This is a genomic window from Acidiphilium sp. MT5 (genome assembly GCF_054767495.1).
Genome location: NZ_BAABMR010000015.1, coordinates 16,575 through 33,969 on the forward strand (window position 1 = coordinate 16,575; position 17,395 = coordinate 33,969).

General features: G+C 61.0%; 16 protein-coding genes and 1 tRNA gene. 11 read left to right on the forward strand and 6 right to left on the reverse strand.

What is annotated here, in order from left to right:
- Window positions 1-139: 139 nt before the first annotated feature.
- Genes ACYUCQ_RS14645 through ACYUCQ_RS14655 form a run of 3 tightly spaced genes read right to left on the reverse strand, consistent with a single transcriptional unit; the run spans window position 140 to window position 2,598 of the window.
- Window positions 140-622, reverse strand: a complete 483-nt coding sequence (locus ACYUCQ_RS14645; protein ID WP_460255296.1) for an enoyl-CoA hydratase/isomerase family protein — start codon at window positions 620-622, stop codon at window positions 140-142.
- Window positions 519-950: an enoyl-CoA hydratase-related protein gene (locus ACYUCQ_RS14650; RefSeq protein WP_460255297.1), complete on the reverse strand. Its 432-nt coding sequence runs from the start codon at window positions 948-950 to the stop codon at window positions 519-521. The genes ACYUCQ_RS14645 and ACYUCQ_RS14650 overlap by 104 nt, the downstream gene beginning before the upstream one ends.
- Window positions 943-2,598, reverse strand: coding sequence for a B12-binding domain-containing radical SAM protein (locus ACYUCQ_RS14655; protein ID WP_460255298.1), 1,656 nt, complete (start codon window positions 2,596-2,598; stop codon window positions 943-945). The genes ACYUCQ_RS14650 and ACYUCQ_RS14655 overlap by 8 nt, the downstream gene beginning before the upstream one ends.
- A 215-nt stretch (window positions 2,599-2,813) precedes the next feature.
- Here ACYUCQ_RS14655 and ACYUCQ_RS14660 point away from each other — a divergent pair, with 215 nt between their 5' ends.
- On the forward strand, window positions 2,814-5,699 hold the full coding sequence (locus ACYUCQ_RS14660; protein WP_460255299.1) for an AAA family ATPase: 2,886 nt from the start codon (window positions 2,814-2,816) through the stop codon (window positions 5,697-5,699).
- Between the two features lie 47 nt (window positions 5,700-5,746).
- On the opposite strand, the gene ACYUCQ_RS14665 is transcribed toward ACYUCQ_RS14660, so the two are convergent.
- Window positions 5,747-5,823, reverse strand: a tRNA-Arg gene (locus ACYUCQ_RS14665).
- A 46-nt stretch (window positions 5,824-5,869) separates the two neighbouring features.
- Window positions 5,870-6,565: a response regulator transcription factor gene (locus tag ACYUCQ_RS14670; RefSeq protein WP_460255300.1), complete on the reverse strand. Its 696-nt coding sequence runs from the start codon at window positions 6,563-6,565 to the stop codon at window positions 5,870-5,872.
- A gap of 200 nt (window positions 6,566-6,765) precedes the next feature.
- Here ACYUCQ_RS14670 and ribA point away from each other — a divergent pair, with 200 nt between their 5' ends.
- Window positions 6,766-7,911 carry a GTP cyclohydrolase II gene (gene ribA / locus ACYUCQ_RS14675; protein ID WP_460255301.1) on the forward strand — a complete coding sequence of 382 codons (1,146 nt, stop codon included), beginning with the start codon at window positions 6,766-6,768 and terminating at the stop codon, window positions 7,909-7,911.
- Between the two features lie 22 nt (window positions 7,912-7,933).
- Here ribA and ACYUCQ_RS14680 read toward each other — a convergent pair whose 3' ends face one another.
- Window positions 7,934-8,275 carry a hypothetical protein gene (locus tag ACYUCQ_RS14680; RefSeq protein ID WP_460255302.1) on the reverse strand — a complete coding sequence of 114 codons (342 nt, stop codon included), beginning with the start codon at window positions 8,273-8,275 and terminating at the stop codon, window positions 7,934-7,936.
- A 181-nt stretch (window positions 8,276-8,456) separates the two neighbouring features.
- On the opposite strand from ACYUCQ_RS14680, the gene ACYUCQ_RS14685 reads away from it, so the two are divergent.
- From ACYUCQ_RS14685 to ACYUCQ_RS14725, 9 genes are all read left to right on the forward strand, one after another.
- Window positions 8,457-8,798: an FtsB family cell division protein gene (locus ACYUCQ_RS14685; RefSeq protein ID WP_460255303.1), complete on the forward strand. Its 342-nt coding sequence runs from the start codon at window positions 8,457-8,459 to the stop codon at window positions 8,796-8,798.
- Between the two features lie 429 nt (window positions 8,799-9,227).
- Entirely contained in the window at window positions 9,228-10,187 is a 960-nt protein-coding gene (gene pdhA / locus ACYUCQ_RS14690; protein ID WP_460255341.1) for a pyruvate dehydrogenase (acetyl-transferring) E1 component subunit alpha, read from the forward strand.
- 3 nt (window positions 10,188-10,190) lie between these two features.
- Window positions 10,191-11,558 carry a pyruvate dehydrogenase complex E1 component subunit beta gene (locus tag ACYUCQ_RS14695; protein WP_460255304.1) on the forward strand — a complete coding sequence of 456 codons (1,368 nt, stop codon included), beginning with the start codon at window positions 10,191-10,193 and terminating at the stop codon, window positions 11,556-11,558.
- A 12-nt stretch (window positions 11,559-11,570) separates the two neighbouring features.
- Window positions 11,571-12,866 (forward strand): pyruvate dehydrogenase complex dihydrolipoamide acetyltransferase, encoded by a 1,296-nt coding sequence (locus ACYUCQ_RS14700; protein ID WP_460255305.1) that lies wholly within the window; start codon window positions 11,571-11,573, stop codon window positions 12,864-12,866.
- 91 nt (window positions 12,867-12,957) lie between these two features.
- Window positions 12,958-13,452, forward strand: a complete 495-nt coding sequence (locus tag ACYUCQ_RS14705) for a GNAT family N-acetyltransferase (RefSeq protein ID WP_460255306.1) — start codon at window positions 12,958-12,960, stop codon at window positions 13,450-13,452.
- Window positions 13,445-14,842, forward strand: a complete 1,398-nt coding sequence (lpdA, locus tag ACYUCQ_RS14710; protein ID WP_460255307.1) for a dihydrolipoyl dehydrogenase — start codon at window positions 13,445-13,447, stop codon at window positions 14,840-14,842. Before ACYUCQ_RS14705 ends, lpdA begins: the two co-directional genes overlap by 8 nt.
- Window positions 14,843-14,848: 6 nt before the next feature.
- On the forward strand, window positions 14,849-15,811 hold the full coding sequence (gene lipA, locus ACYUCQ_RS14715; protein WP_460255308.1) for a lipoyl synthase: 963 nt from the start codon (window positions 14,849-14,851) through the stop codon (window positions 15,809-15,811).
- Between the two features lie 2 nt (window positions 15,812-15,813).
- Entirely contained in the window at window positions 15,814-16,281 is a 468-nt protein-coding gene (locus tag ACYUCQ_RS14720; protein WP_460255309.1) for a type II toxin-antitoxin system RatA family toxin, read from the forward strand.
- Window positions 16,282-16,284: 3 nt separating this feature from the next.
- The gene (locus ACYUCQ_RS14725) at window positions 16,285-17,340 is read left to right on the forward strand and encodes a threonine aldolase family protein (RefSeq protein ID WP_460255310.1); all 1,056 of its coding nucleotides are present in this window, start codon (window positions 16,285-16,287) and stop codon (window positions 17,338-17,340) included.
- The last annotated feature ends 55 nt before the right edge of the window (window positions 17,341-17,395 follow it).

Here is a 17,395-nt window from a genome sequence, read left to right on the forward strand (position 1 = left end):
GACGCGAACTTATAGGCTGCGCAGGCTGAACGCGCAATCGGTAAAGTGGGGCGGTGGGCGGGGTGGGTCGTTGTTAGTGGCCAGGGTGGGCCAGGGTGGGCCAGGGGGGGACAGGGTGATGTGTTTGCTGATAGGCCGATCAGCTTGGGTCGGGATCGGGGTCGGGATCGGGGTCGGGATCGGGGTTGGAGCGGGCGAAGAAGCTGGCGAGGCGGGTGCGGATATCGGCGGGATCGCCGCTGGAATATCCGTAGAGCGCTTCGAGGCGCAGCGCGTCTTCGAGTGATCGGCCAATGACTTCTAGCATGGTTTGTTTGGCCGAGCGCAAGGCGCGCTGGCTGCGCCCGAGCAGGTCTGCGGCGTAGGTTTCTGCGGCGGTGAGCAGCTGTTCGGGCGGGACGCGCTGGTGGACCAGCCCGATCCGTTCGGCCTCGGTGGCATCGACGATGCGACCGGACAGCACGATGTCCATGGTTCGTGATAGGCCGAGGCTGGTGATTAGCCGGACGATGCCGCCATCACCGTGATGGAAGCCACGATGGATTTCGAAACTGCCAAAGCGGGCGGTGGTGCTGGCAATGCGAATATCGCACGCCAGGGCGAGTTCGAACCCGCCGGCCAAGGCCCATCCATTGACCGCCGCGATCACCGGTTTGGATGGGCATGCCACGGGTGAGGCCGCCCAGCCCGGTGGCGATGTTATCGCGCACCACGCCCATGTCGGCATTGAGGAAGCGGGGAATATAGTCGTGTAAATCTGCGCCGGCGCAGAAAGCATCATCGCCGGCGCCGGTGAGGATGGCGACGTCGAGCCCGTCATCGGCGGCGAAGGCGGCCCAGGCGGCGCGCAGGGCGGCATCGGTCGCGCGGTCAATGGCGTTGCGCTGTTCGGGGCGGTTGAGTGTGATGCGCAGCAGCCGACCGCTGCGCTGCAGCAGGATTTCATTCATTTTGCATCGCCGGCGGCGGCGTTTGCCGCCATGATAAATTGCGCAGTGCGAGCGGCACGCGCCAAAACCGGCGCCGTTGGGCGCGGGCGAGGGCGGCGGGACCGAGCACGGTTGCAACGATGCGATCCTGGCGCTGCTGCTGATTGAGTTTTGGTTTGCGGGCGAGATACCAACGGTGCAGATCGCGAGGGGTGGTGCAGGCCAGCCGTTCGGCGACAAGCATGATCCCGCGCCAGCGAAACCGCCGCACTAAGGGGGGACCGAGGATCGCTGTGCGGAGGATGAACGGTGATAGCCCGGCACGCAGAAAGTCGAATATTGATTTCTGTTGGCGCTGGACCTCGCCATCCGCCAGCAAGATCGATGGCAGGTTCCAATCGTGATAGAACATGTCCTTGGCGACGCGCCCCTCGTGGGCCAGATGATCATGCAGGGCGCTGCCCTTCAGGGCGGCGAGATCCGCCTCAACCGCAATGTCGCAAACCAGGCCGGCGAGGCCCTTTGGGGCCGCATAGCCACGGGTGGCGGCGGGTGGCAGGATGAATAAGCCAACCACCATGATGCGCGCTGCCCGCAAGGTTGCATAGACAGATTGATACATGGCTAAAGCATCCGGGGCGCGAACGCCCTTGCGATGGTCGCGCAGCCACGCGGGGTCGAGCGTTTCGATGCCCATCATGCAAAAGCGCATGCCGGCTTTGGCGGCGAGGGTGGCAAATGCCGGGTGACGGTGGACCGTATCGCCGCGCAGGAAGCAGCCGAACCGCATGTCCAGACCGCGTTCCACCATTGTTTCCAGCAGGGCGATGGTGCGCCGTTCGTCACCACCAAAATTATCGTCGGTGAAAATGAATTCGCGCACGCCGCGGGCGCGCAGAGCTTCGAGCTCTTCGATCATGCGCGGTATCGATTTGGTGCGCTGGCGATGGTTCCAAAACGTGTTGATGTTGCAGAAATCGCACCGATGTGGGCAACCGCGCGAAAATTCGACTGTGGCGGCCAGCCCGTCGCTCAGCCCTAGCCCGTAGCGCGACAGATCAACGCCGCGCCATAGCGGCAGGGGGGCGGTGTCGAGGTTGAAGGCGGGGAGGGGGGCGGTTGAGCGCTGGATGGCTTGGCCCGCGCGCCAATAGAGGTTGGGGATGGCATCAAGTGTGTGTAAGCCGAGCGCGAGATGCTCGATCAGCATACGGAACGGGATTTCGCCCTCGCCCTGCACCACATAATCGGCACCAACGCCGAGCCAGCGCTCCGGCCAGGCGCTGGCATGATTACCCCCGAGCACGATCCGCACGGATGGATTGAGTGTGCGCGCGAGCCGGAGCGTGAGTTCGGTGTCCAGCGCCTTAAGGGGCGACATCACGGAGATGCCGATCACGTCGGCCGCCGCGAGACGCGCTTTGTATGAAGCGAAGGAACAGCGGGCGACATAGCCGTCGAAAATATCGATGGTTACGGGCAGGTCGGCGATCATGGCGGCCAAGGTGGGGTAGACGGCGCTTGGGAATTTCACGATTTCGCCGAGCGCATCGACGGGTACGGGCCAAGAATCGATTAATGTTTTCAGATGCAGCAGCAGGAGGCGAAGGGGTTTGGCCGAGGCTAGGGCGGCGCGGGATGCGGCAACCGGGTTCGGAACGCCAAGCATAATGAGACAATTGCATAGAGAGAACAAACAGTCCAGACCTTGATATAGGGTGATTTGTCGCAATATTTCGCTTCAGGTTGCAGGGTGGATTTCGTATAAAACCAGAAGATGATGGATCGGGTTTCAGGATGAGATGCGGTAATTGTCAGGCCAACGTCATCGTTGGTCATCGGTTTTGCGGCTATTGTGGTCATTCGCTTGACCAGGTGGCGCCGGTGGCGGACGACCGGGGTGAGCTGCGTTATCTGACTGTGCTGTTCATCGATATGGTGGATTCGGTTGCGCATACGGCGCGGTTGGGCGCTGAGCGGTTCCGCGAATTGCTGCGCGATCATCGTGATTCGTGTGCGCGGATTATTGGCACATATGGCGGCCATATTGCGCATTATAGCGGCGATGGGATGATGGTCTATTTCGGGTATCCCCGGACCTTTGAGGATAATGCGCGGCGGGCGGTGCGGGCGGCGCTGGAGATATTGCGGGAAATCGCGATCCAGCCGGAGGGCGATGCGGGCAGCGCTTTTAGTTTGCGGGCGGCGATCCATACCGGCAATGTCGTGGTCGGTGATATCAGATCGCCCCATGCGATTGAGGCGATGGCCGCGATTGGCGATGCGCCGAACCTGGCGGCGCGGCTGCAGACGATTGCGCAGCCGGGGACGCTGGTGATTAGCGGTGATACCTATCGGTTGGTTCGGCGCGAGGTGGCCTGCACGCCGCTCGGGCGGCGGCGGCTGAAGGGGGTGCCCGATGCGGTTGCGGTGTATCGGGTTGAGGCGGTTACCCGATTGGCGCCGGGCGATGCCGGGTTGCGGACACCGACGATTGGGCGGAGTGTTGAGGCGAGTATTCTGTCAGGTGCGTGGGCTGAGGCGCTTTCGGGGGTGGGGCAGGCGGTGCTGATCAGCGGCGATGCCGGGATTGGCAAAAGCCGGTTGGTGCGTGAATTGATCGCCGAGGCTGAGCAGGCGCAGGCGCGCTGCGTGGTGCTGCGAGGGGCTTCGTTGTTTCAGAACACGCCGCTACATCCGGTGTCGGAGGCGATTTCGCAACTGCTCGGGCTTGAGGCGGAGCCTGATCCGGCTGAGCGTTTTGCCATGCTTGAACGCGGGTTTGCGGATCGGGGGTTGGATGGCGCGCTCTATGCCCGGCTTCTTGGTCCGCTGCTCGGGTTGCGGCCGCCGGCGGATCGCCCGGTGGTGCCGAGCCGCTCGCCCCAGCAGGAACGCCAGCAGATCAAGCGGCTGATCGCTGAGTGGTTATTGCATATTGCGCAGGTGGCGCCGGTGCTGATGGTGGTTGAGGATTTGCACTGGGCTGATCCATCGACGGTGGAATTGCTGCATGAATTATTGCCGCAGATTACCAAGGCGCGGGCGCTGGTGGCGATGACGACGCGGGAGACGTTTGATGTGTCCCGGCTGGGTGAAGGGCGTTGCCGGGTGATTGGGTTGCGGCCGTTAGAGGCGCGGGCGGCGGCGGCGCTGACGCGCGCGGTGGCTGGCAATGTGCATTTGCCGGAGCGGATCACTAACTTGATCGTTGCGCGGACCGATGGGGTGCCGTTTTTTATCGAGGAAATGACCCTGGCCGCGACGGATGCGTTGCAAGATGGTGTGGTGGACGGCGCGATTGATCCGGCGTTGATGCCGCTGACCTTGGCGGATAGTTTGATCGCGCGGATTGATCATATCAAGGCGCCGCGCCAGACGCTTGAGCAGATCGCGGCGATTGGGCGGGATTTCGATCTGAAGCTGCTTGTGGTGCTGGCGCGGCAGGATGCCGGGGCCTTGCAGCCGGTTCTTGATCGTTTGGTCAATGCCCGCTTGCTTGAGCAGCCGAAGGATAAGGGCAGGGCGCATTATCGGTTCTGCCATGCGTTGATCCGGGATACGATTTATCAATCGACGCTGGCGGCGCGCCGGCGCCAGCTTCATGACGAGATCGCATCGGTTCTGGTGGGTTCGTTTCCTGAGATTGCTCAACAAACGCCGGAGGTGATTGCGCATCATATGATTGCGGCGGGAGAGCCGTGTGCGGCATTGCCGTATTTGCGCCAGGCGGTGGCGATTGCGATGCGCCGATCGGCCCATGTCGAGGCGCAGCTTCATATCGAAACGGCGATTGGCATCATTGATGCGGCGCCAGCTTTGGAGCGGCGGGCGCAGATCCATGCGGAAACCTTGGTCATGCTGGGGGTGGTGCTAACGGGTCGGCTTGGGCATGCGGCACCCGAGGTGGGCCGTGCGTTTTCGGCGGCGCGGGCACTGTGCCGGGGCCTTGACCCGGCGGCGGATTTGTTTCCGGTTTTGCATGGATTGTACCGATTTTATTGGGTGCGCGCTGATGGGGCGAATGCGCGCGAGGTGAGTGCGGAGATGCTCACCGTGGCGCAGATGCCGGGCAATGACGCTTTGCTGATCGAGGCGCATCGCGCGGCTGGCAATTGCGCTGTTAGCCGGGGCGATCATGCTGGTGCGGAGGCGCATTTCGCGACGGCGGTGGCGCATTATGATCCGGGGGTGCATAAGGCCAACCGGTTCGCGTTCGGCCTTGACCCGTTCGCGGGGGCGCAATGTTTGCGGGCGGTGAATGCGTGGTGCGCGGGCGCGCCTGGTGAGGCGCGGCGGATGATGGAGGTGGCGCTGACGCATGCGCAGGCGATTGATCATCCGTTCAGCACCGCGTGGACGCTGAGTTTTGCGGGTCTGCTTCATGTGATTGAGGATGATATTGAGCAGCTTGGCGTGATCGCGGAGCGGCAGCTCGCTTATTCGGAGCAATATGCGTTCCTGTTCTGGCGGATGCACGGGCTGGTTTATCGCGGCTGGTGGCTGCACCGGACAGGGCGCGACCGGGTGGCGGGGCTGCGCATGATGATCGAGGGGTTGGCGGGATATGAAAAGCTCGGCGGCATTGCGATTACGCCGGTTTATATGTCGATCATTGCGCGTGCGTTGCTGAGCGACGGCGAAACCGAGCGGGCCCAGCAGCAAATTGAGCGCGCGATTGCCGTTGCGCGCGATTATGATGAAGTTTGGTATTTGCCGCAGCTGCTTGATATTCGCGAGCGCTGTGTTGCGCGTGCGGCGTGCCTCTGACGTCGCGGGACAATCCAGTTCCGGGGCATGAATTTTATCGGTTTTATTGGCGTCCCCGGCGGGATTCGAACCCACGGCCCCAGGATTAGGAATCCTGTGCTCTATCCGACTGAGCTACGGGGACGCTGCTTGTGCATAACGCGGTTGGCGTGGCGCGTCACGGGGGTGGGCTAGATATTCAGGCGGTAGCCGCCGCCTGCGGTGAGGAGCAGGCTCATGTCGGCGGGGTCGGCTTCGATTTTTTGGCGCAGGCGATAGACGTGGGTTTCGAGCGTGTGGGTGGTGACGGTGGCGTTGTAGCCCCAGACTTCGTTCAGCAGAATATCGCGGCCTACGGGTTTGCCGCCGGCGCGGTAGAGGAATTTCAGGATCGCGGCTTCTTTGTCGGTCAGGCGGATCCGACGGTTGGCGGCGGGGTCGAGCAGTTGTTTTTGGGCGGGGCGAAAGACATAGGGGCCGATTTGTAGCACGGCATCGGCACTATTCTCGAAATCGCGCAGATGGGCGCGGACGCGTGCGAGTAATTCGTTGAGGCGGAATGGTTTGGCCACATAGTCATTGGCGCCGGAATCAAGGCCGCGCACCACATCGGCCTCGTCAGTTGCGCCGGTGAGCATGATGATTGGCATTTTATGGCCGCGTTCGCGCAGGCGGGCGCACAAAGCGCGGCCATCGCCGTCCGGCAGGCCGACATCCAGGATGACTGCATCGAAGCGCCGATCGCCACGGTCGAAGGCGGCCTCGGCCTCGGCGATGCTGCCGGCTTCACTGGGCGTGAAACTGCCATCGGCGCGAAAATGATCCACCAGCATGCCGCGAAGCACGCTGTCATCGTCAACGATCAGGATTGCTTGCTGAGAGGTCATGTTCGGCACCCTTTGGTTCGTGAAACGCCGGATTCGGCACAATGCGCCCTCGCTATATAGTATTTTCTGCGCGATTGCGCAGAGCGTCGTTACACAGGTGCGTGAGATGTCACCATTGGCGGCGATCAGTTTGGCGCGGCGACCCTTTCAAGCGGGGCATTTGCGCGCCATATCTCGACGATGAGAGCAGGATTACCGTCATGAAAACGCCGATGGCCAAGCGGGCGGATATGTTGGGTGCGGCTGGCGCGCCGCCGTTGAATAATATGCGAATCCGGGCAGTGCATCGATGCATTGCCGAGGCGCGGCGCGGCGTGCCGGTGGTTTTAGCCACGCGCGCCCCCTTGATTGTGGTGCCGGCTGAAACGGTCGGGGCTGAGGGGCTGCGATTGATCGACCGGTTGGGGGAGGGGCCAGCGCGGCTGCTATTGGCACCCTCGCGGGCGGCGGCGATTTTGGGGCAGGATATTGATGATACCGAGCAGGTGGTGGCGCTGGCGCTGGCGCGACCCTTGATTGACATCGATAATTTGCGCCGGGTGGCGGACCCGACATTGGAACAGATTTTGCCGCATTTTGAACGGGTTGCTCCGCCTGATGCGGGGTTCGCGGCGTTGGCGTTGGGTAAATTGGCGCGGTTGCTGCCGGCGATGATTGTGGCGCCGGTGCGGCCGGGTTGGGCGGGGCGACCGGATGGGGCGGGATTGCTCGCGGTGCCGGCTGCGGATTTACTGTCCTACCCGACCGAACTGGCCGCGACATTGACCCGCGTGGCCGAGGTGCAGATCCCGCTGGAAGACGCGCCCGATGCCCGGTTGGTGGCGTTCCGGGCGCTGGATCAGGGGATCGAGCATATGGCGATTTTGGTTGGCGATCCTGCTGCGCAGCCCAATCCGCTGGTGCGCATCCATTCGGAATGTTTCACCGGGGACTTGCTCGGGTCGTTGCGCTGCGATTGTGGGCCGCAGCTTAAATCGGCGATTCGGCGCATGAGTGCTGAGGGTGGCGGGGCGTTGCTGTATTTGGCGCAGGAAGGCCGCGGCATTGGGCTGATCAATAAATTACGCGCCTATACGTTACAGGATCGGGGGCTTGATACGTTGGATGCGAATCGTGCGTTGGGATGGCAGGCGGATGAGCGCAATTTTCACATTGCGGCCTCAATGCTGCGCGCGCTCGGGCTCGATCATATCCGTTTATTAACCAATAATCCTGATAAGATTGCCGGGTTGGAGGCGTGCGGCATCGTTGTGGCGGCGCGGGTTGCGCATATTATGCAGTCAAATGGTGTGAATGATGGCTATTTGGATACCAAGCAAAAGCGGTTCGGCCATTTGATGGGATGACCGAACCGGCTTGACGCCAGGGTTAATGATCATCCCCGCCCAGCGGCACGTTGATGCCGAAAGAGAGCACCGGCGGGGCGTAATAGACCGGCGGCGGGGGCGGCGGCGCATAGTAGACCGGCGGTGGCGGGGGTGGCGGCGGCGGCGCGTAATAGACCGGCGGCGGCGGGTAGTAGGCCGGCGGCGGGGGCGGGAAAAAGCCGCCGCGCCAACCATGATCGTCATCATCATGGTGCCAGTCGCGGTGCCAGCCGCCATGAGCCCAGGGCGGTGGGTCCGCTTGGGCGGTGCCGGTGGCGGCGAGGATGCCCAAGCCGATGAAGCTGGTCGCCAAAATCCGTAGGATACTGCGTGAGCGAGACATGATGTCCTCCTTCTCGATGAGGTAGGTTTGGGCCGCGAAGGTGGCAACCCTGTGGCAAGTTGACGCAGCTTTTGTGGCTAAACAATTTTTCATCGGGATCGTTGTCAGTGGATTCGCGTGAAGGGGCTTGCGAAACGGGTCAAGAAAAACGCATAACAGCAATATCTTGTGGGACGGTGCTGTGATCAGGATCAAAAAATTTCTGCGCGCGATGATTTGGCCGACAATCTTGATTGGGCTGATCGCCTATTCGGGGGTGAATGCGATGCGTGGCTCGCGCGGGTTGCGGGCGCAGGCGGCGGATCGTGTCTTGTATCGGCAGGCGCTGGCGTTGCAGAGCCGCATCGATGCGAAGCGGGATTTTTGGCAGACCCGGGTTGATGCGCTGCGCGATAATAATATCCAAGCCGATATGCTGAACGAACGCAGCCGCGCCGTGCTGAATTTGGCCAATCCGGATGATTTGGTGGTGCCGCTGCATACCCCGCACTCGTCTGCATCGGTCACGCCTGCGCGGCAGTGATGGTGCGCTGGGCGCGATCGGGCTTGCATAGCAGATAAGCCAAGCTCGCCGAAGGTTCGGTAGCAGATTACCCATTGCGGTATCAGTTAATCTATTGAAATATAACGGTATTTTTTAGGATAGTGATGATGCTGACCTAGCGCGAGGCTGCTGCTGTTCCCAACGCGACGATGGCGCTCTGCGCATGGTTTATGCGTCTGCCTTGCCAATTTTGGTTGAGCGTTTAGACGGGGTTCGGTGCTGCATCTGATATGCGGCAATAACATGCGGATGGAGGAATTCATGGTCAAGCGTCAGCCGAAACCGGTGGCGAGCGCCGCACCCTCAGCCAAAGCCCCCGCCAAAGCCCCCGCCAAAGCCCCCGCCAAAGCCAAGGCCGGCGCCAAGGGGGGCACGCGTACGGCGCGGGCGTCTGCGGGCGATGCGGTGATGGATCGCGATGAGTTGTTGCAAGCCTATGAAACCATGTTGTTGATCCGCCGGTTCGAGGAAAAAGCCGGCCAGCTTTATGGCATGGGGCTGATTGGCGGGTTTTGCCATCTCTATATCGGCCAGGAAGCGGTGGTGACCGGTATGCAGCATGCTATTGGTGCGGGCGATCAGGTGATTACCTCCTACCGCGATCACGGCCATATGCTGGCTTGCGGGATGGACCCGCGCGGGGTGATGGCGGAATTGACCGGCCGGTCGGGTGGTTATTCGCACGGCAAAGGCGGCTCGATGCATATGTTCTCCAAGGAAAAGGGTTTTTATGGCGGGCATGGCATTGTCGGCGCGCAGGTTTCGCTGGGCACCGGCCTTGCGTTTGCCAATCATTATCGCGGCAATGATCATGTTTGTTTGACCTATTTTGGCGAGGGTGCGTCCAATCAGGGTCAGGTGTTCGAGAGTTTCAATTTGGCATCGCTGATGAAATTGCCGGTGGTGTTTATTATCGAAAATAATCGCTATGGCATGGGCACCAGCGTTGAGCGGGCTTCGGCCTCGCGCGATTTGAGCCAGAACGGCGCGCCGTGGCATATTCCGGGTTTGCAAGTGGATGGGATGGATGTGCTCGCGGTCAAGCGTGCGGGCATGCAGGCGGTGGCGCATTGCCGCGCGGGTAACGGGCCGTTTTTGCTGGAAATGATGACGTATCGTTATCGCGGTCATTCAATGTCGGACCCGGCGAAATATCGCACGCGCGAGGAGGTTGAAAAAATGCGCGCGGAGCATGATTGCATCGATCTGGCGCGGCGCGAACTGGAAACGCTTGGCGTTGACGCTGAGGCTTTGAAGACGATCGATACCGCTATCAAAACGCGCATTGCCGAGGCGGCTGATTTTGCGCAATCCAGCCCCGAGCCTGCAGAATCGGAACTCTGGACTGATATTCTGGTGGAGGTTTAACCGATGAGCACCGAAATTTTGATGCCGGCTTTGTCACCGACGATGACCGAGGGGAAGCTCGCGAAATGGCTCAAGCAGGTCGGCGATATGGTGAAATCGGGCGATGTGCTGGCCGAGATCGAGACCGACAAAGCGACCATGGAAGTCGAGGCGGTGGATGAGGGCGAATTGCTCAAAATCCTGGTGCCGGCAGGGACTGATAATGTCGCGGTGAATGCGCCGATTGCGATCTTGGGCCGCAAGGGCGAGGCGCTGGAGGCAGCATCCGCCCGCTCGGCGCCGGCACCCCAGCGCGCTGCGCCGACCAGCGCGCCCGTGGCGGACATGGGGGCGGCGCGGCCATCCGCCCCGGTGCTGCAGAATGAGAAGCAGCAGAATGAGAAAGAGTGGGGGGCGACCACCGAGATTACTGTGCGCGAAGCGTTGCGCGATGCGATGGCGGCGGAGATGCGGCGCGATCCCGAGGTGTTCCTGATGGGCGAGGAAGTCGCGCAATATCAGGGGGCGTACAAGATCAGCCAAGGTCTGCTCGATGAGTTTGGCGCGAAGCGGGTGATTGATACGCCGATCACCGAGCATGGGTTTACCGGCATGGCGGTGGGGGCGGCGATGTCTGGCCTGAAGCCGATTGTTGAGTTTATGACCTTCAATTTCGCGATGCAGGCGATTGATCAAATCATCAATTCGGCAGCGAAAACGCTTTATATGTCTGGCGGGCAGATGGGCTGCCCGATTGTGTTTCGCGGGCCGAATGGTGCGGCGGCGCGGGTGGCCGCTCAGCATAGCCAATGCTACGCGTCGTGGTATGCGCATTGTCCGGGCCTGAAAGTGGTGGCGCCGTATTCGGCGGCGGATGCTAAAGGGTTGCTGCGGGCGGCGATCCGTGATCCCAATCCGGTGATTTTCCTCGAAAACGAAATTCTCTACGGCCATAAATTCGCTGTTCCGACCGATGAGGATTTTATGGTGCCGATTGGCAAAGCCAAAATCGAGCGGGCCGGCGAGGAGGTGACGATCATCGCGTTTTCGCTGATGGTGGATGTTGCGCTGAAGGCGGCTGATTTGCTCGATCAGCAGGGTATTTCGGCAGAGGTGATTAATCTGCGCACGATTCGTCCACTCGATATCGAAACGATTGTGGCTTCGGTGAAAAAGACCAATCGGGTGGTTTGCGTGGAAGAAGGCTGGCCGTTTGCGGGGATTGGTGCTGAAATCGCCATGCAAATTACCGAACACGCGTTTGACTGGTTGGATGCGCCGCCCGCGCGCGTCGCGGGGCTTGATGTGCCGATGCCCTACGCGGCCAATCTTGAAAAATTGGCGCTGCCCCAGCCAAGCTGGGTTGTTGATGCCGTCAAGAAGCTGTTCTGAGGAGAAGCGACCATGGCCACCAATATTCTGATGCCCGCCTTATCGCCGACGATGACCGAGGGCACCTTGGCGAAATGGCTCAAAAAGGAAGGTGATCGCATCAAATCCGGCGATGTGATTGCGGAAATCGAGACCGATAAAGCGACCATGGAAGTCGAGGCGGTGGATGAAGGCGTGCTCGGCAAAATTTTGGTGGCGGCGGGCACGGAGGGCGTTGCGGTGAATGCGCCGATTGCGGTGCTGATTGAGGCGGGCGAGGCGGTGCCGACCGGGCCAAGTCAATCGCAAGCTGCGGCACCGGCAGCGACACCCGCGCCGACACCCGCACCCGCACCCGCACCCGCGCCGATGGTCGGGCGCGAGGATGGTCATGATGCTGCGGGGGCTGGCGCGCGTATTTTTGCGTCGCCGCTGGCCCGCCGGATGGCTGAGCAGGCGGGGATTGATCTCACGCGTTTGGCCGGCTCAGGCCCGAATGGCCGCATCATCAAGGCGGATATTGATGCGGCGCGGGGCAAGCAGGCGCCCGCAGGCGCAGCTTCACCTTCAGCGGCGCCGGTGATGACGCAACCAGCAGCGTCAGCGGGGCCGAAATCAGCCGATATCGTCGCGCCGCATGATGCGATTGCGCATTCCTCGATGCGCAAAGTCATTGCCCGGCGCTTGCAGGCGGCCAAGCAGACGATCCCGCATTTTTACCTGACGATGGATATTGAGCTGGATGCGCTGCTCAAATTGCGCGCCGATCTCAACGCGCAAGCGCCGAAAGAGGGAGCTGGGGCCTTCAAGCTTTCGGTCAATGATTTGATCATCAAGGCGTGCGCGGTGGCTTTGCGCCGGGTGCCGGCGGCCAATGCGAGCTTTACCGACGACGCGATGATCCGCTATCATGATGTTGATATTTCTGTCGCTGTGGCGATCCCGGATGGATTGATCACGCCGATCATCCGCAAGGCCGATCAAAAAGGTTTAGCTGCGATCAGCAATGAAATGAAAGATTTGGCGGCGCGTGCCAAGGCCGGCAAGCTCAAGCCTGAGGAGTTTCAAGGCGGTTCCTTCTCGATCTCGAATCTGGGCATGTATGGCATCACCAGTTTTTCGGCGATCATCAACCCGCCGCAAGGGGCGATTATCGCCATTGGCGCGGGTGAAAAACGCCCGGTGGTGCGCGGTGCGGAATTGGCCATCGCGACGGTGATGACGGTGACGCTGTCATGCGATCATCGCGTGGTGGATGGGGCAACGGCCGCCGAATTCCTCGCGGTGCTCAAAGGATTGATCGAGGCGCCGTTGAGCTTGATGCTTTAGGCGCGGTTGCGATGATCGTGCGGGTAGCGAAGGACGCGGCGCTGGGTTGGGGCGGGTTGAAGCCTCGGTGCTGTGAGATGGTGCGGCGCTGATGCCTGATTTTTTGCTTCGCCCTGCCGCGCCCGGCGATGTTGGGGCGTTACTGGGTTTGATTCACGACCTTGCGGTTTATGAGCGTGCCCCTGATGCCGTCGCGATGACCGCGCCGATGCTGGATGAGGCGTTATTTGGCGCGCGGCCACTGGCCCATGCCATTGTCGCGGAGCGTGCTGAGATATTAGGTTTTGCGCTGTATTTCACCAGCTTTTCGACCTGGACGGGCAAGGCGGGTCTTTATCTCGAGGATTTGTTTGTCAAACCGGCGGCGCGTGGCCAGGGGATTGGCAAGGCGTTGCTACGCACTCTCGCTGCCGAGGCGCTGGCGCGCGATTGCGCCCGGTTGGAGTGGCAGGTGCTCGACTGGAACCAGCCTGCGATCGATTTCTACCAATCCCTTGGCGCCGAACCGCTCGATGAATGGACGCGCTATCGCGTCACCGGCGCTGCCCTCAACGTTCTCGCGTCTCAGGAGACTAACAATGGCTGATCAGAAATTTGACGTCATCATCGTCGGCGGCGGGCCGGGCGGCTATGTGACCGCGATCCGGGCGGCGCAATTGAAAATGAGTGTCGCACTGGTCGAGCGGGAAAATCTGGGCGGGATTTGCCTCAATTGGGGCTGCATTCCCACCAAGGCGCTGCTGCGCTCATCGGAAATCAACCATTTGCTGCATAATTTGGGAGAATTTGGCTTCAAGGCCGATAATATCAGCTTTGATTTGGCCAAACTGGTGAAACGCTCGCGCAATGTTGCCAAGCAACTCTCTTCGGGCGTTGCCCATTTGATGAAGAAAAATAAAATCACCGTCTTGGATGGTGTTGGCAAACTCGCTGGTCCCCACACGCTCGCGGTGACCAAGGATCAAAAACCGGTTGCCACGCTGACCGCGCCGCATATTATTTTTGCGACCGGCGCGCGGGCGCGGATTTTGCCGGGCCTTGAGCCGGATGGCGCTAAAATTTGGTCTTATCGTGAAGCCATGGTGCCTGACATCATGCCGAAATCGCTGGTGGTGATCGGCTCTGGGGCGATTGGCATCGAATTTGCCAGTTTCTATCGCAATATGGGTGCCGAGGTCACGGTGATCGAAGCCTTGCCGCGCATCTTGCCGGTTGAGGATGAAGAAATTTCGGCTTTTATGCATAAGCAGTTTGAAAAGCAGGGGATGAAGCTGCTGACCGGCGCCAGTGTCAAAAAGGCCGAAAAATCGGCGACCGGCGTGACCGTGACCATCGAATCGGGTGGCAAAGAGCAAGCGATTACCGCTGAGCGGGTGATTTCGGCGGTGGGCATTGTTGGCAATGTCGAGAATCTGGGGCTGGAGGCGGCCGGCGTTAAGATTGAGCGCACGCATGTGGTGGTTGATGGGTTTGGCCGCACCGGGGTGCCGGGCCTCTATGCGATTGGTGATCTGACCGGCCCGCCCTGGCTTGCGCATAAGGCCAGCCATGAAGGGGTGGTCTGCATCGAGAAAATCGCGGGTCTTGATCCGCACCCGTTTGAGACCGGCAATATCCCCGGCTGCACCTATTGCCGCCCGCAAGTCGCTTCGGTGGGTCTGACCGAAGCCAAGGCGAAGGAGACGGGCCGGGCGATCAAGGTTGGCCGGTTCCCGTTCATTGGCAATGGCAAAGCCATCGCGATGGGCGAACCGGAGGGGATGATCAAGACGATTTTCGATGCGAAGACCGGCGAATTGCTTGGCGCGCATATGGCCGGCGCGGAAGTGACGGAGATGATCCAGGGCTATGTGATTGCGCGGCAACTTGAGACCACCGAGGCCGATTTGATACATACGGTATTTCCGCATCCCACCATCAGCGAAGCGATGCATGAATCGGTCCTTGACGCCTACGGTCAGGTCATCCACTTCTGAGCCATCATGCGCATAGAAATTGATCATCGCCGGGCTGAGAGTGATCGGGTTCGCCACCCCGAAAAGCAGCATCGCAGCGACAACCCGATCCAGCGCAAACCGGCTTGGATCCGCGTCAAAGCGCCGACGCATCCGGTTTATGTTGAAACCCGCGATTTGATGCGCGCAAGCGGGCTGGTCACGGTGTGCGAGGAGGCCGCCTGCCCGAATATCGGCGAGTGCTGGTCGCAGCGCCACGCGACGATGATGATTATGGGTGAAATTTGCACCCGCGCCTGCGCCTTTTGCAATGTCACGACCGGTCAGCCCCTGCCGCTCGCGGCGGATGAGCCAGCACGGGTGGCCCAGGCGGTGCAAAAACTTGCGCTCCGGCATGTGGTGATCACGTCGGTGGATCGGGATGATCTGGCCGATGGCGGGGCCGCGCATTTTGCGGCGGTGATTGCGGCGATCAGGGCCAGCGCGCCAGAGACCACGATTGAAATTCTCACCCCGGATTTTCTGCGCAAGCCGGGCGCTCTTGATCTGGTGGTGGCGGCCCAGCCGGATGTGTTTAATCATAATCTGGAGACCGTGCCGCGCCTGTATCCGACCATTCGCCCGGGCGCGCGCTATTTCCAATCGCTGCGGCTGCTCGATCAGGCCAAACAGCTTAATCCGACGCTGTTCACCAAATCGGGCTTGATGGTCGGGCTTGGCGAGACCAAGGCCGAGATTGGCCAGGTGATGGATGATTTGCGCATCGCCGATGTCGATTTCCTCACCATTGGCCAATATTTGCAGCCGACGGTGAAGCATGCCGCCATTGATCGGTTTGTGCCGCCCGATGAGTTCGCCGAGCTTGCCGCGATGGCGCGGGCGAAAGGGTTTTTGATGGTCTCCGCCACGCCGTTGACCCGCTCATCCTATCATGCCGATGCTGATTTCAGCGCGTTGCGCGCCGCCCGGTTGGCGCGTCAGATGGCGTAATCATGCCCAAATATGCCGAGCGCAAATTGGTGCCGTATCGCCCGGATCAAATGTTTGATCTGGTGGCTGATGTTGGCAAATATCCGCAGTTTTTGCCTTGGTGCATCGGCGCGCGGATCCGCTCGCATGAGGGCAATGAGCTGGTCGCTGATTTGACCATTGGCTTTGGGCCGTTTCGCGAAAGCTTTACCTCGCGGGTGATGCTGGATGCGCCGGAGCGAATTGCGGTGCAGTATGAAAATGGCCCGTTCAAATATCTGCGCAATCAATGGCGCTTCATCCCCGATCCGCGCGGCACAGTGATCGATTTCTATGTCGATTTCGAATTCCGCAACATCATCCTGCAAAAAGCCATTGGTCCGGTGTTCGGCGAAGCCGTGCGCCTGATGGTTGCGGCATTTTTGCGCCGGGCGCGGGACCGTTATGGCGCGCCACAACAATCCAACCTCTCCCTCTCAGCGAAAGCATAAATCATGTATACCCCGATCATGCCTCAACCGGCGGTGCCGGTGCGGATCAATCTGTATTCCGATACCCAGACCAAACCGACGCGGGCGATGCGCGAGACCATGCTCGATGCCGAGGTGGGCGATGAGCAGCGCGGCATGGACCCGACCATCAATGCGCTGTGCGCGCGGGTGGCGGCGCTGTTCGGCAAGGAGGCGGCGATGTTTTTGCCCTCCGGCACGATGTGCAACGAGATTGCCATTCTGACCCATTGCCGTGCGGGCGATGAAATCCTGGCCCATGAGACGGCCCATATCATCACCGCTGAGGGCGGCGCGCCGGGCGCGCTGGCCGGGGCGCGGGTGCTGCCGCTCACCGGCGCCAAGGGCCAGTTCAGTGCCGAGACGCTGCGCGCGGCCCTGACCGATCGTTCGCGCTATGCCGCGCCGCAGACCTTGATGGTCGCGGAGCAGACCGCCAATCTCGGTGGCGGGACGATTTGGCCGCTCGCCGCGTTGAATGAGGTTGCCGCCATCGCCCATGAGGCGGGCATGGCCACCCATATGGATGGGGCGCGGCTGATGAACGCGGTGGTGGCTTCGGGCATTGCTGCTGCTGATTATGCTGCTGCGTTTGACACGGTTTGGCTTGATTTCACCAAGGGCCTGGGCGCGCCGCTCGGTGCGGTGTTGGCGGGGTCGCAAAGCTTGATTGATCGGGCCTGGCTGTGGAAGCAGCGCATCGGCGGTGCGCTGCGCCAAGGCGGGGTTTGTGCGGCGGCTTGCCTTTATGCGCTCGATCATCATGTGGCGCGCCTTGCGGATGATCATGCCAACGCCAAGCGACTGGCTGCCGGTTTGCGCGGTATCCAAGGGCTCGCGGTGCAGGAGCCGGAGACGAATTTGGTTTATCTGGACGTGACCGATCCGCAGCGCACCCCTGGCGATTGGGCGGCCTCATTGCTTGGCCAGGGGATTATGGTCTCGGTGATGAGCTCAAAGCGGCTGCGGCTTTGCACCCATCTTGATGTTAGCGCCGCCGATATTGATGAAACCATCGCGGCGTTTCGGGCGGTGAATTAGAGCGTGATTGGGGATCATCCATCACGCTCTAACCCTTATTTGTCGATCAATTTCA

Excerpts from the sequence above, each read along its gene's own strand:
- lipA (WP_460255308.1), top strand. The coding sequence starts at position 14,849 with ATGCGCATAGAAATTGATCATCGCCGGGCTGAGAGTGATCGGGTTCGC.
- lpdA (WP_460255307.1), top strand. The coding sequence starts at position 13,445 with ATGGCTGATCAGAAATTTGACGTCATCATCGTCGGCGGCGGGCCGGGC.
- ACYUCQ_RS14705 (WP_460255306.1), top strand. The coding sequence starts at position 12,958 with ATGCCTGATTTTTTGCTTCGCCCTGCCGCGCCCGGCGATGTTGGGGCG.
- ACYUCQ_RS14655 (WP_460255298.1), bottom strand. The coding sequence starts at position 2,598 with ATGCTTGGCGTTCCGAACCCGGTTGCCGCATCCCGCGCCGCCCTAGCC.
- ribA (WP_460255301.1), top strand. The coding sequence starts at position 6,766 with ATGAAAACGCCGATGGCCAAGCGGGCGGATATGTTGGGTGCGGCTGGC.
- ACYUCQ_RS14700 (WP_460255305.1), top strand. The coding sequence starts at position 11,571 with ATGGCCACCAATATTCTGATGCCCGCCTTATCGCCGACGATGACCGAG.
- ACYUCQ_RS14720 (WP_460255309.1), top strand. The coding sequence starts at position 15,814 with ATGCCCAAATATGCCGAGCGCAAATTGGTGCCGTATCGCCCGGATCAA.
- ACYUCQ_RS14695 (WP_460255304.1), top strand. The coding sequence starts at position 10,191 with ATGAGCACCGAAATTTTGATGCCGGCTTTGTCACCGACGATGACCGAG.
- pdhA (WP_460255341.1), top strand. The coding sequence starts at position 9,228 with ATGGATCGCGATGAGTTGTTGCAAGCCTATGAAACCATGTTGTTGATC.
- ACYUCQ_RS14650 (WP_460255297.1), bottom strand. The coding sequence starts at position 950 with ATGAATGAAATCCTGCTGCAGCGCAGCGGTCGGCTGCTGCGCATCACA.
- ACYUCQ_RS14725 (WP_460255310.1), top strand. The coding sequence starts at position 16,285 with ATGTATACCCCGATCATGCCTCAACCGGCGGTGCCGGTGCGGATCAAT.
- ACYUCQ_RS14680 (WP_460255302.1), bottom strand. The coding sequence starts at position 8,275 with ATGTCTCGCTCACGCAGTATCCTACGGATTTTGGCGACCAGCTTCATC.
- ACYUCQ_RS14670 (WP_460255300.1), bottom strand. The coding sequence starts at position 6,565 with ATGACCTCTCAGCAAGCAATCCTGATCGTTGACGATGACAGCGTGCTT.